Origin of the sequence: Inquilinus sp. CA228 (genome assembly GCF_052078665.1) — a bacterium.
GTDB lineage: Bacteria > Pseudomonadota > Alphaproteobacteria > DSM-16000 > Inquilinaceae > Inquilinus.
On sequence record NZ_JBQJIK010000026.1, the window covers coordinates 25,841 to 40,099 of the forward strand.

Consider the following 14,259-nt stretch of genomic DNA (forward strand, 5'->3'; position numbering starts at 1 on the left):
AAATCATGGCGAAGGAAGAAATCTACGTCACCTACAGCTCGACGTTAGGTGCTTTTGATCATATGGCGTTACACTACGTCGATCAGTATGGTGTCGAGCACGTCATAGAGGCAGAACCGGAACACCAAGATGCTGGCGGCTTCGGCGATGTAGTTGAGCAGGCATACGATAAGTCATCAAATACAGATTCACCGTGGGGTCGCATTCGTGTCAATGAAGAGCGCAATATTCTGCCGGAGCATCGACCAAACGAAGATCAGCTGCCGCGTGAGACAATCGCTACGGGCGACAGTCTTCGGGTGAAGTGGGATAAAATCAAAGAAGCTGCTGCTAAGGTAACAGAAGAGGGATATGAGTATAGCCCTTTAGACCAAAATAGTAATACTTTCGCCAATGCGGCATTGAGATATGCAGGCCTCCCGACTGCTCGTGGGGTCTCTGGTCTGGATGACCCAACTGGTCCAGATTATCCAACTGTACATAATCCTAAGGGTTATCAGAACACTCTAACTGATCCGATCAACGGTCCCAGTTCATTTCAAGATCCATCATCGAAACCTTCCGATCATCCCGCCCCTGCCGAGCCCGGCCTGCTGGATCAGATCCTAGAGGACATCTTCGGCGGGCCGGCCCATGGAGCGGAACTGCCTCCCCCTCCCCAACCGCCGACACTGGAGCCGCCAACACCGCCCTCGCCGGACGGCGGCAGCCCGCCGCCGCCGACGCCCGATCCGAACGGCACCCTGGATCCGCGGCTCCAGGGCATCCTGAACGGCGGGCCCCCCACCAACCAGCCCACGCCGAACGATCCGAACCCCCCGGGCACCGGCTCCGGCGGCGGGAATGGCGGGTCATCGGGCGGCGGCCGTGAGAGCCATGGCGGCGAACACAACCGTGACGGTGGCCAGCAGCAGGACGATGATGATGGCGGCGGCATTATCAGCGGCGGCTGGGGCGACGACCAAGTCGGCAGTGGCGCGGGCCGCGACATGTTGGGTGGCGGATCGGGAACGCGGTCGGGTGGCGAGCGCCCCGGCTGGACGCACGATCCGCCCACCCCGGGCCATCGGCCGGACAATGATTCCGGGCCCAGCCAGCCGGGTAACTCCAATCACAGCGGCCGTGGAGGCGGCTATTCCAGCAGCAGCGACGGCCGGGGCAATATTAATGAAAGCGGACCGAGCCACCCCGACGGGCCGAAGGGCACCAATGATGGTACGTCCGGCCAGAGCGGTGGCACTCCCGGAAGCGTGCATGACAGCATGAGCGGCGGCTATGGCGAGGTCCCGATCGCGCTGGATCTGGATGGCGACGGCAGGATTGCGCTCGTCTCGCTGGATGACAGCAGCGCACTGTTCGATTTCGACGGGGACGGCAGCAAGGAACGGGTGTCCTGGGTCGGGCGCAATGACGGCTTCCTGGTCGCCGATCTCAATGGCGATGGCAAGATCGATCAAGCGAAAGAGCTGGCCGTATCGCTGCTGACTGCGGAACAGGACACGGACCTGCAGGCTTTGGCGACGGTCTTCGACAGCAATCATGACGGACGGGTCGACGCACAGGATGCCGATTTCGGCAAGCTGCGGGTCTGGCAGGACAGCAACGGGAATGGAGTGACCGATCCCGGAGAGCTGAAGACGCTTGCGCAGGCCGGCATCACCAGCGTCGGTGTCGATCCGCAGGGGACCTGGCACTCTGCCGACGAGATGACCGCGGCGGACCGGGGCAAATGGTCCCTGAGTTCGGCGGTCGTCCAGGGCAGCGGCACGGCGCATTTCGAGTTGGCCGACGGCAACCAGCTCTATGGTGTGTCGACCGTGACGCGCAGCGACGGCTCGGTCCGCTTGGTGGGCGACATCGGCCTTGCTGGGGGAGCGGAGGAGGCAACCGGCACACCGCAGGCCGATGGCAGCACGCTTTACGTGCTGGGCGATGGCGCGCGCCTGCTTGCCGCAGGCAGTGGCCAAACTCTCAGCATCGATCTTGCCACCGCAACCGTTGCGGGCCGGACCGGTCTCGACGGTGCCATCGGCGGAGCCCTTTCCGACACGATCTCGGACAGCGGAACCAGCGCATCCCTGGTTTTTGGTGGCTCCGGCGACGATCTCCTGAATGGCGGCGGCGGAGACGACCACCTGATTGGCGGTGAGGGCGCCGACAAGCTGAATGGCGGCGACGGTATCGACCAGCTCCGCGGCGGAGGCGGTGCCGATACGCTGCGCGGCGACGCCGGGGACGACATCCTTCGCGGCGGTGCCGGGGCAGACGGGCTCGATGGCGGCGCCGGCCGAAACGGCGCCGACTATGCCGGTTCTCTGAGCGGAGTTGTCGTAAGCCTGCAGACCGGGACGGGGACCGCCGGAGACGCGCAGGGCGACACGCTGGCGAACATCATGGATCTCTACGGGTCCGCGCTCGCCGACACCCTCACCGGAAATGACCAGGACAATGCTCTCGTCGGCCAAGCCGGTGATGACAAGCTGTTCGGCGGCGATGGAAACGATCTCCTCCTGGGAGGGGTCGGTGCCGACAAGATCGACGGCGGCATTGGCATCGACTTTGCCTCCTATGTCGACTCCGCGGCGGGTGTGACGGTCAGCCTGATCACCAACACCGGGCAGGGCGGGGACGCGGCGGGCGACACGCTTGCCGGCATCGAGAACCTGGAAGGCTCGGCCTTCGCCGACCAGTTGAGCGGAGACGCTGGCGACAACATCCTTCGCGGCGGTGCCGGCAACGACGGGCTCTACGGCAAGGAGGGCGACGATGTCCTCGACGGCGGTGCGGGTGCGGACGCGCTGTCGGGCTGGCTCGGCTTCGATATGGCGACCTATGCCGACAGCACCGGCCAGGTCGGGATCGACCTCGCCGCCGGCACGGGCAATGGCGGGGAGGCGACGGGCGATACGCTGAGCGGCATCGAGGGTGTGATCGGTTCGGACTTCAACGACGGCCTGGCCGGCGATGCCGAGGACAATGTGCTTCGCGGCGGTACCGGCAACGACACGCTCGCCGGCCGGGCGGGCGACGACGTCCTCCACGGGGGTACGGGCGCGGATGTTCTGGCGGGCTATGACGGCGACGACCTGGCGACTTGGTTCGACTCCGCGGCAGGGGTGACGGCCAACCTGGGAACGAACGTCGTCCAAGGCGGGGACGCGGCGGGCGACACGCTTAGCGGCATCGAGAACCTGGAAGGCTCGGCCTTCGCCGACCAGCTGAGCGGGGACACCGGCGACAACTCCCTTCGCGGGGGCGCCAGCAATGACGGGCTCTACGGCAAGGAGGGCGACGATGTCCTCGACGGCGGTGCGGGCGCGGATGTGATGTCGGGCTGGCTCGGCTTCGATATGGCGAGCTATGTCGACAGCGCCGGCCAGGTCGGGGTCGATCTGGCTGCCGGAACGGCCAATGGCGGCGATGGCACCGGCGACACGCTGAGCGGCATCGAGGGCGTGATCGGCTCGGACTTCAACGACGGCCTGGCCGGCGATGCCGAGGACAATGTGCTGCGTGGCGGTGCGGGCAACGACACGCTCGGCGGCCGGGCGGGCGACGACGTCCTCCATGGGGGTGCGGGTGCGGATGTTCTGGCGGGCTATGACGGCGTCGACTTGGCGACTTGGTTCGACTCCACCGCCGCGGTGACGGCGAGCCTGAACACCAACACCGGGCAGGGCGGGGACGCGGCCGGCGACACGCTGAGCGGGATCGAGAATCTCGAAGGCTCGGCTTACAACGACACCCTCTACGGCAATGCCGGCGCCAACCTGCTGATCGGCCTGGCCGGCAACGACCTGCTCGGCGGCGGCGACGGCGACGACATCCTCAATGGCGGCCTCGGGGCCGACGTCCTGAGGGGAGAGGCCGGCTTCGATGTGGCGAGCTATGTCGACAGCATCGGCCAGGTCGGGATCGACCTCGCGGCCGGCACGGGCAATGGCGGGGAGGCGACGGGCGACACGCTGAGCGGCATTGAGGGAGTGATCGGCTCGGACTTCAACGACGGCCTGGCCGGCGATGCCGAGGACAACGTGCTCCGTGGCGGTACCGGCAACGACACGCTTGCCGGCCGGGCGGGAGACGACGTCCTCCATGGGGGTGCGGGTGCGGATGTGCTGGCTGGCTATGACGGCATCGACCTGGCCACCTGGTTCGACTCCGCCGCCGCGGTGACGGCGAGCCTGAACACCAACACCGGGCAGGGCGGGGACGCGGCGGGCGACACCCTCTCCAGCATCGAAAATCTCGAAGGTTCGGCGTTCAACGACACGCTCTACGGCAATGCTCTCGCCAATTCGCTGACCGGCAATGCCGGCACCGACCTGCTCGGCGGCGGGGATGGCGACGACATCCTCAACGGTGGCCTCGGTGCCGATACCCTGAGGGGCGATGCCGGCTTCGATATGGCGAGCTATGTCGACAGCGCCGGCCAGGTCGGGGTCGATCTGGCTGCCGGAACGGCCAATGGCGGCGATGGCACCGGCGACACGCTGAGCGGCATCGAGGGCGTGATCGGCTCGGACTTCAACGACGGCCTGGCCGGCGATGCCGAGGACAATGTGCTGCGTGGCGGTGCGGGCAACGACACGCTCGGCGGCCGGGCGGGCGACGACGTCCTCCATGGGGGTGCGGGTGCGGATGTTCTGGCGGGCTATGACGGCGTCGACTTGGCGACTTGGTTCGACTCCACCGCCGCGGTGACGGCGAGCCTGAACACCAACACCGGGCAGGGCGGGGACGCGGCCGGCGACACGCTGAGCGGGATCGAGAATCTCGAAGGCTCGGCTTACAACGACACCCTCTACGGCAATGCCGGCGCCAACCTGCTGATCGGCCTGGCCGGCAACGACCTGCTCGGCGGCGGCGACGGCGACGACATCCTCAATGGCGGCCTCGGGGCCGACGTCCTGAGGGGAGAGGCCGGCTTCGATGTGGCGAGCTATGTCGACAGCATCGGCCAGGTCGGGGTCGACCTCGCGGCCGGCACGGGCAATGGCGGGGAGGCGACGGGCGACACGCTGAGCGGCATTGAGGGAGTGATCGGCTCGGACTTCAACGACGGCCTGGCCGGCGATGCCGAGGACAATGTGCTGCGCGGCGGTGCCGGCAACGACACGCTCGGCGGCCGGGCGGGCGACGACGTCCTTCATGGGGGTGCGGGTGCGGATGTGCTGGCGGGCTATGACGGCGTCGACCTGGCTACCTGGTTCGACTCGGCAGTAGGGGTGACGGTCAGCCTGATCACCAACACCGGGCAGGGCGGGGATGCCGCCGGTGACACGCTGAGCGGGATCGAGAGCCTGGAAGGCTCGGCCTTCGCCGATCAGCTGAGCGGAGACGCCGGCGCCAATGCCCTGTTCGGCGGTGCCGGCAATGACGGGCTCTACGGCAAGGAGGGCGACGACGTCCTCCATGGCGGTGCGGGAGCGGACGTGATGTCGGGCTGGCTCGGCTTCGACGTGGCGAGCTATGCCGACAGCATCGGCCAGGTCGGGGTCGACCTCGCCACCGGCACGGGCAATGGCGGGGAGGCGACAGGCGACACGCTGAGCGGCATCGAGGGCGTGATCGGCTCGGACTTCAACGATGGTCTGGCCGGCGATGCCGAGGACAACGTGTTGCGTGGCGGTGCCGGCAACGACACGCTCGGCGGCCGGGCGGGCGACGACGTCCTCCACGGCGGCGCGGGTGCGGATGTTCTGGCAGGCTATGACGGCATCGACCTGGCGACATGGTTCGACTCCGCGGCGGCGGTGACGGCGAGCCTGAACACCAACACCGGGCAAGGCGGCGACGCCGAGGGCGATACCCTCTCCGGCATCGAGGATCTCGAGGGCTCGGCCTACAACGACAAGCTTTATGGCAACGCCGGCGACAACCTGCTGATCGGACGGGCCGGCAACGACACGCTCGGCGGCGGCGACGGCGACGATATCCTCAACGGCGGCCTTGGCGCCGACGTGCTGTCCGGCGGCAACGGTTTTGACATCGCAACCTATGTCGACAGCGATCTGGCGGTCGAGGTCATCCTGGCTGCCGGCAAAGGCTATGGCGGCGAGGCTCATGGCGACACGATCGCCGGCGTGGAAGGGCTCATCGGCTCTGCGTTCGGCGATGTGCTCGTCGGCAACGACGGGGACAATTTCTTCGAGGGGGGTGATGGTGCCGACACCCTCGTCGGAGCCGGCGGTTTCGACACCGCCTCCTATGCCAACAGCCAGAGCCAGGTGAGCATTGACTTGACCACCGGTGATGGCAGCGGCGGGGAAGCAGCCGGTGACAGGCTTTCCGGCATCGAGGAGGTCATCGGTTCCACCTTCAACGACAGCCTCCAGGGCGATTCCGGCAGCAACGTCCTTCATGGCCGGGATGGCGACGACACGCTGAAGGGGTGGGCCGGCGACGACATCCTCCATGGCGGGCGGGGCGCCGATGCGCTGGACGGCGGCGGCGGCATCGATCGCGCCACCTGGTACGACGCGACCTCCGCGGTCACCGCCAGCCTGAACAGCAACACCTTCTCGGGCGCCGCGGCCGGCGACACGCTGACCGGGATCGAGGATCTCGAAGGTTCGGAGTTCAACGACACCCTCTACGGCAACGTCGGCGCCAACCTTCTGATCGGCCTCGCCGGGGCCGACACGCTCGGCGGTGGTGACGGCAACGACATCCTCAATGGCGGCCTGGGTGCGGACATTCTGTCCGGCGGAAGCGGTTTCGACATCGCCACCTATGTCGACAGCAGCGCGGCCGTCGACATCGATCTGTCGGCAGGCACCGGGGATGGCGGCGAAGCCGCAGGCGACACGCTGGCGGGCGTCGAGGAGGTGATCGGCTCCTCCTTCGACGACACCCTGGCGGGCAATGCCGGGGCCAATGCGCTGCATGGCAGGGCCGGCCTCGACACGCTGTCGGGCCGGGATGGAAGCGACATCCTCCACGGCGGCGCCGGCGCCGACCAACTGGACGGCGGTGCCGGCAACGATACAGCCACCTATGCCGACAGCGTCGCGGCGGTGAACGTCAACCTGGCCGCCGGTGCGGGCTCTTCCGGCGATGCCACCGGCGACACGCTGACCGGCATCGAGAACGTGATCGGCAGCGCCGGCGCCGATTGGCTGCGCGGCGACGGCAACGCCAATGCCCTGTTCGGCAATGACGGGATCGACACCCTCCAAGCGGCCGCCGGCAACGACCAGATCATCGGCGGCGCCGGGGACGACAAGCTCTACGGCGAGGACGGCAATGACGGGCTCTCGGGCGGCACCGGCGCCGACATCCTGAACGGCGGGGCCGGCGCCGACACGGCGTCGTATGTGGACAGCGCGGCGGCGGTGAATGTCAGCCTCGTCGACGGCAAGGGCTATTCCGGCGATGCCAATGGCGACACGCTGGCCGGCATCGAGAACGTCACCGGCAGCGCCGGTGCCGACTGGCTGCGCGGCAACGATGTCGCCAACATCTTGATCGGCATGGCGGGGATCGACACCATCGTCGGCAACGGCGGCGACGACATGCTCATCGGCGGCACCGGTGCCGACAAGCTCGACGGCGGCGCCGGAAGCGACACGGCCTCGTATCGCGACTCCGCTGCCGGCGTCACCATCAGCCTGACCAGCATGACCTTCCAGGGCGGTGAGGCCCAGGGCGATCTGCTGCAGAACATCGAGAACCTGGCGGGGTCGAGCTTCGGCGACACGCTGTACGGCGATGCCGGCGCCAACGTCCTGTACGGCCTGCTCGGCAACGATGTCCTCGGCGGCCATGGCGGGAACGACACCGTGATCGGGGATGAGGGGGCCGACAGCCTGTCGGGCAGCGACGGCAACGACCTGCTCTGGGGCGGCACGGGCGCCGACACCCTGTCCGGCGGCGCCGGCATCGACGTCGCGACCTACAGCGACAGTGCCGCCCCGGTGAACGTCGATCTGGCGGCCGGCGCCGGATATTCCGGCGATGCCACCGGCGACATCCTGAGCGGGATCGAGAATGTCATAGGCAGCAACGGAGCGGACTGGCTTCGCGGCGACGGCAACGCCAACGGCCTGTATGGCGGCATCGGCGTCGACACGATCCAGGGGGCCGGCGGCAACGACTATGTCGTCGGCGGTGCTGGGGACGACAAGCTCCACGGCGAGGACGGGAATGACACGATCTGGGGCGAGGACGGCGCCGACGATCTATACGGCGGCAACGGCGACGACATCCTGATCGGGGGCGCCAGCGGTGCCGACGCCGACCACCTCGACGGCGGCGCGGGCTGGGATTTCGCCAGCTACACGGAGTCCTTCGATGCCGTCTACGTCGATCTCACCCAAGGCAAGGGGTTCTGGAGCGAGTCAGCCGGCGATACCTATGCCGGTGTCGAGGAGGTCTGGGGCAGCCGGTTCAACGACACCCTGATCGGAAGCGCCGTCAACAACACGCTGCGGAGCGGGGTCGGGAACGACACGCTTTCCGGCAAGGGAGGCGACGACTCGCTCCTCGGCGGCGCCGGCGCGGACACGTTCTGGGGCGACGACGGCAACGACTACCTTACGGGTGGCACGGGTGCCGACAAGCTCGACGGCGGCGCCGGGTGGGACTTCGCCAGCTACACGGACTCGGCGGGCGCGGTCTATGTCGACTTCGCCCAAGGGAAGGGCTTCTGGTGGGATGCCGAAGGCGACACGCTCGCCGGCATCGAGGAGGTCTGGGGCAGCCGCTTCAACGACACCATCGTCGGCAGCGGCGCGGGCGGGACCTTGCGCGGCAACGATGGCAACGACACCCTCCGCGGCGGCGGCGGGGCCGATACCCTGGACGGCGGGGCCGGCTGGGATATCGCCCTCTACACCGGAGAGACCGTCGGCGTTTCGATCGACCTCAACACCGGACAGGGGCTCCGCGGAAACGCCCAGGGCGACAGGCTCTATGGGATCGAAGAGGTCCAGGGCGGCGGTGGCGCAGACGTGCTGCTCGGCGACAGTGCCGTCAATGTGCTGCGCGGCAACGCCGGCGATGACTTCATCCATGGCGGATGGGGCGGCGACACCCTCGACGGTGGCGGCGGCTGGGACTGGCTGAGCTACAAGGCGTCCGGGGGAGCGGTCCATGTCGACCTGTCCACCGGCCACGGCTCCTGGAACGATGCCGAGGGCGACCAGCTAAGCGGATTCGAGGGCGTCGAGGGCAGCCAGGGCAACGACACGCTCATCGGCAACAGCGGCGACAACCGCATCGCCGGCCTGGGCGGCGCCGACACGCTCTACGGCAATGGCGGCCGGGACACCTTCGTCTACTACGCGGCATCGGACAGCACCGACGGCGCGGTCGACCGCATCATGGATCACACCGAGGCCGATGCCTCGGCGGATCACGACTGGCTCGACCTGTCAGGCATCGACGCGAACATCAATGCGGCCGGCAATCAAGGCTTCATGTTTGATGGGGTTTTCGACAATCGCGAGGAGTGGCGGCAAGTTCACTCCAACGGAGCCTCCATCGGGCATCTCTATGCCTGGCGTGCGGGCGACAGTATCTACATCGAAGGCGACGTCGATGGTCTGGAGGACACTGTCGATTTCTCGATCATGATCGTTGGGCGAGCGTATGGCGGGATGGATAACAGCGACTTCATCCTGTAGGGCGAATGCCGCGGGCTTCTTCGAGGCTGGACCGGGTATGGCTTTCAGATCCTCGAAGAAGCCGCTGCCGGAGCGGCCGGCACCCCGCTACAGCTGGAACTGCAGTCGGCGCGACAGCACGATGCCCGCCGCCCCGCGCAGCGTGGCGCGGCCCCTCTGGTCGGTCAGCAGGATTCGGGGGTCGCTGCCGGGGCGCGGCGGCACCAGCAGGCCGACATGTGCCTCGATCGCGGCCCGCAGCCGTTCCCCGGCCTCGACCACCTCGCCATGCAGCACGAAATGGTTGGGGGCCAAGGTCTGCTGCAGGTTGGCGATGCCGACCGCGATGTTGCGGGCGTAGAGGTCAAGCAACCGCTCCGCCGCTTCGGAGCCCGTGTCGGCGAGACCGGCCAGGAGGGCAGGGGTCATCGCCTCGGCCTCGGGCAGGCAGGCGGCCTGCGCCTGGCGCCGCAGCCAGCCGATCGTCGCCACCGTCTCCCAGCAGCCGCGGCGGCCGCAGGCGCAGATCTCGCCGTCGAGCTGGACGAAGGTGTGGCCGAGCTCGCCGCCGGCGCCGGCCGGCCCGCTCTGCAGATGCCCGTCCAGCTGCAGGGCGCCGCCGATCACGTCCGACAGGTACAGCACCGCGAAGGTCCGCAGGCTGCGGCCGATGCCGAACCAGCGGTCGGCCAGCAGCAGCGCTCGCGGATGGTGTTCGAGATAGACCGGCAGGCCGGTCTGCTCCTCCAGGATCGCGCCGAGGCCGAGGCCGGACAGCACCGGCGCCAGGTTGACCTTGACGATGACCCCGCGGTCGGTGTCGATCATGCCGGTGGCGCCGACGCCGATGCCGAGCGGCGGTTGCCGGGCGGCCGACAGGGTGCGCGACAGGCTGGCGACGATGGCCGCCACCGCCCCGGGATCGCCGGCCTCCGTGGGAAAGTCTTCGCGCTCGACGGCCGTGATCTCACCGGTCCAGGACACCAGCGCGGTGCGCACCGAGCCGTGCCTCAGATCGACCGCCCCGATCGGCGGCGCGTCGCGCGAGAACTGCAGCGGCCGGGCCGGCTTGCCGCCGGCGCCGCCGGGCAGGGCGGGCTCGCCCTCCACCAGGATGCCGTCGTCGATCAGCGGCTGGACGATGCCGGTGATGGTGGCGCGGTTGACGCCGATATGGCGGGCCAGGTCGGCGCGGCTGGTCGGCCCGAGGTCGAACAGCGACTGCAGCAGGCGGCCGCGGTTGACGTCGCCCATCTTGGCCGGAGACAGCAGGGAATGGGGCCGCGGCTTCGCCGGCTCGGCGGGGGCGGGCGGGGAGGCTCCCATCACCCGGCCTGGCATCTTTCCAGTCGACATGTCCTGCTCTTCCCAGGGGCCGGACATGGTCCGGCCTCCTGACACATCCTATCGGCGGTGGCGCGTGCCGCGGAACGCTCCCCGCGCCACCGGCCGAACCCATGCTCTGGCATGTTAACCGCGTTGACGGCAAGTTTGTTAGGAATTATAACAAACATGCAGAATGAGGCCGGCTCGAAGCCTCGCTGTTACCGGCCGCGACAAGAATAAGAACAGAAAAACCAAGTCTTATTCAGCAAGCCAATCGTCCACAGGACGAGAACAGGGAGTCGCAACATGCTTCTAAAGAAGTCCGGAGCGGGCTTAGCTCTCCTCGTCGGCGCCGCGGCGCTGATGGGCAGCGCCACGATCGCGGATGCGGCAACGCTGCGGGTCGTCGTCGGCTTTTACAGCGCGGCGACGCAGGAGCTCTTCGAGGGTATGGCCAAGGATTACATGGCCGCCCACCCCGGCGACGAGGTGAAGATCGAAGTCGTCCAGTGGGACAACCTGCAGCAGCGGCTGACCACCGACATCGCCGGCGGCACCGCGCCCGACATCGCCATGATCGGCACGCGCTGGCTCGTCGACTATGTCAAGAACGACATCGCCGAGCCGCTCGATTCCTACATCGCGCCGGAGTTCAAGGGCCGGTTCATCGAGGCGTTCATGTCGCCCTCGACCCTCGACGGCAAGATCTACGGCCTGCCGGTCGCGGCGTCGGCCCGCGCCATGTACTACAACAAGGACCTGCTCGCGAAGGCGGGCGTGTCCGAGCCGCCGGCGACCTGGGACGCCGTCGTCGACGCCGCCCGGAAGGTCAAGGCGCTCGGCGGCAACACCTACGGCCTTGCGCTGCAGGGCAAGGAGATCGAGACCGACGCCTATTGGTACTATTCGCTGTGGACCCATGGCGGCGACATCATCGTCGACGGTAAGTCCGGCGTTGCCAGCCCGCAGGCGATCGCGGCGCTGACGCTGTACAAGAGCATGATCGACGAGGGGCTGACCGAGCCCGATCCGACCGGCCTCAACCGCCAGGACATCGAGCGGCTGTTCAAGCAGGGCCGCATCGCCATGATCCTGACCGGCCCTTGGCTGCGCGGCCAGATCAAGACCGACGCGCCGGATCTCAACTACGGCATCGCGCCGATCCCGGCCGGTTCGACCAAGGCCACCTATGGCGTGACCGACACGCTGATGGTGTTCAAGTCGAGCAGCCAGAAGGATCTCGCCTGGAAGTTCCTCAGCGAGACCGCCTTCAGCGACAAGTGGCGCATCGACTTCAGCACCAAGGAGGGCTTCCTGCCGGTGATGAAGGCCGAGGCCCAGGCGCCGGTCTTCACCGGGGATCCGCAGCTCAAGGCCTTCACCGAGATGCTGCCCTACGCCCATTTCGCGCCGCCGGTGGCGAATTGGGAGCAGATGGTGGATGCGGTGATCAGCGCGCTGCAGAAGACCTATATCGGCCAGGCCAAGCCCGAGGACGCGCTCAAGGAAGCGGCCGCGACGATCGACAGCCTGATCCAGCAGTAGATCCGTGACGGCCGCCCATGCCGGCAGCGCCATGAGCCGGACCAAAGCACCGTCCGGCGGCAGGGTAGGGCGCGCCAGCGCGCCCTACCTGCTGGTCCTGCCGTCGATCCTGTTCGCCTTCTGGATCATCGGCTATCCGATCTTCGACATGGCGCAGATGTCGCTGCAGACGGTCAACCGTTTCGGCGGCACGACCGGCTTCAACGACTTCGGCAACTACAGCCGGCTGTTCTCGCATCAGCTGTTCCTCGGCTGCCTGTACCGGACGCTGGTCTGGACGGTGTTCGTGGTCGGCGGCACGGTGCTGCTGTCGATCCCGATCGCGCTCGCGCTCAACGAGCGCTTCTACGGCCGTCACCTCGCCCGCATCATCATCATGCTGCCCTGGGCGGTCTCGCTGACCATGAGCGGCATCGTCTGGCGCTGGTCGCTCAACGGCCAGTTCGGCATGGTCAACGCGACGCTGAACCAGTTCGGCCTGCTGACGGAACCGGTCGAGTGGCTGGCCACGGCGAACACCGCCTTTCCGATCGAGATCGCGATCGGCATCCTGGTCTCGATCCCGTTCACGGTGACCGTGTTCCTCGGCGGCCTGTCCTCGCTGCCGGCCGACATCTTCGAGGCGGCCAGGATCGACGGCGCCAGCCCCTGGCAGCGCTTCCGCTACTTGACGGTGCCGCTGATGCGGCCCTTCCTCAACATCGTGCTGGTGCTGAACTTCATCTACGTCTTCAACTCCTTCCCGCTGATCTGGGTGATGACGCAGGGCGATCCGGCCAACAGCACCGACATCCTCGTCACCTGGCTCTACAAGCTCGCCTTCCGCTACGGCGAGCTCGGCGTCGCCTCGGCGCTGTCGATCGTGATGTTCCTGATCCTGCTCGCGCTCACCATCACCTATGCGGCGCTGGCGATGCGCAACGAGGAGAGGATGGGCTGAGATGGAAAACCAGCTCCGCAAATCCGCGCTGATCTGGCTCGGGCTCGGGCCACTGTGCCTGGTCATCCTGTTCCCGTTCGCGGTGATGATCTCGACCGCGGTGAAGCCGCGGGCCGAGGTGCTGGCCTTCCCGCCGCATTGGCTGCCGTCGGAGATCCGGCTGCAGAACTTCGTCGACATGTGGCAGGCGGCGCGCTTCGGGCCGGCGCTGGTGAACAGCCTGCTGGTCAGCATCGCCGCGACCGTCCTCTGCCTGCTGGTCGCGATCCCCGCCGCCTACGCCATGGCGCGCATGGAGTTCCGGGGGCAGCGGCTGTTCCGGCAGTTCCTGCTCGTCACCCAGATGCTGTCGCCGATCGTGCTCGTGCTCGGCATCTTCCGGCTGATGTCGAAGATGGGGCTGGTCGACCAGCTGCCGGCGCTGATGCTGGCCTACATCGCCTTCAACCTCGCCTTCGCGGTGTGGATGCTGCAGGCCTATTTCCAGACGATCCCGCGTGAGCTCGAAGAAGCCGCGACGCTCGACGGCGCGAACTCCCTGCAGCGGCTCAGGCTGGTGTTCCTGCCGCTCGCCGCCCCGGCGATCGGCATCACCTCCGTGTTCATCTTCATCTATTGCTGGAACGAGTTCGTGCTGGCGATGACACTGCTGCGCTCGAACGAGAAGTATACGCTCACCATGCAGATCTTCTCGCTCGTCGGCGGCCGCTACCAGGTCGAATGGGACCATGTGATGGGCGCGACGCTGGTCGCCAGCGTGCCGGTCGCGATCGTCTTCGCCATGCTGCAGCGCTACCTCGTCAGCGGCCTCACGGTCGGCGCCGTGAAGTAGCCAACATC

General features: G+C 67.5%; 5 protein-coding genes. 4 read left to right on the plus strand and 1 reads right to left on the minus strand.

What is annotated here, in order from left to right; all coding sequences use genetic code 11:
- Positions 1-5: 5 nt before the first annotated feature.
- Positions 6-9,629 (plus strand): hypothetical protein, encoded by a 9,624-nt coding sequence (locus ACTOWL_RS14880; protein WP_441322024.1) that lies wholly within the window; start codon positions 6-8, stop codon positions 9,627-9,629.
- Positions 9,630-9,716: 87 nt separating this feature from the next.
- Here the strand turns inward: ACTOWL_RS14880 and ACTOWL_RS14885 are convergent, their stop codons facing one another.
- The gene (locus ACTOWL_RS14885) at positions 9,717-10,991 is read right to left on the minus strand and encodes an ROK family protein (protein ID WP_441322025.1); all 1,275 of its coding nucleotides are present in this window, start codon (positions 10,989-10,991) and stop codon (positions 9,717-9,719) included.
- A 249-nt stretch (positions 10,992-11,240) separates the two neighbouring features.
- Here ACTOWL_RS14885 and ACTOWL_RS14890 point away from each other — a divergent pair, with 249 nt between their 5' ends.
- Genes ACTOWL_RS14890 through ACTOWL_RS14900 form a run of 3 tightly spaced genes read left to right on the plus strand, consistent with a single transcriptional unit; the run spans position 11,241 to position 14,251 of the window.
- The gene (locus ACTOWL_RS14890) at positions 11,241-12,479 is read left to right on the plus strand and encodes an ABC transporter substrate-binding protein (RefSeq protein WP_441322026.1); all 1,239 of its coding nucleotides are present in this window, start codon (positions 11,241-11,243) and stop codon (positions 12,477-12,479) included.
- A 4-nt stretch (positions 12,480-12,483) separates the two neighbouring features.
- Positions 12,484-13,419: a carbohydrate ABC transporter permease gene (locus ACTOWL_RS14895; protein ID WP_441322027.1), complete on the plus strand. Its 936-nt coding sequence runs from the start codon at positions 12,484-12,486 to the stop codon at positions 13,417-13,419.
- Position 13,420: 1 nt separating this feature from the next.
- Positions 13,421-14,251, plus strand: coding sequence for a carbohydrate ABC transporter permease (locus ACTOWL_RS14900; protein ID WP_441322028.1), 831 nt, complete (start codon positions 13,421-13,423; stop codon positions 14,249-14,251).
- The last annotated feature ends 8 nt before the right edge of the window (positions 14,252-14,259 follow it).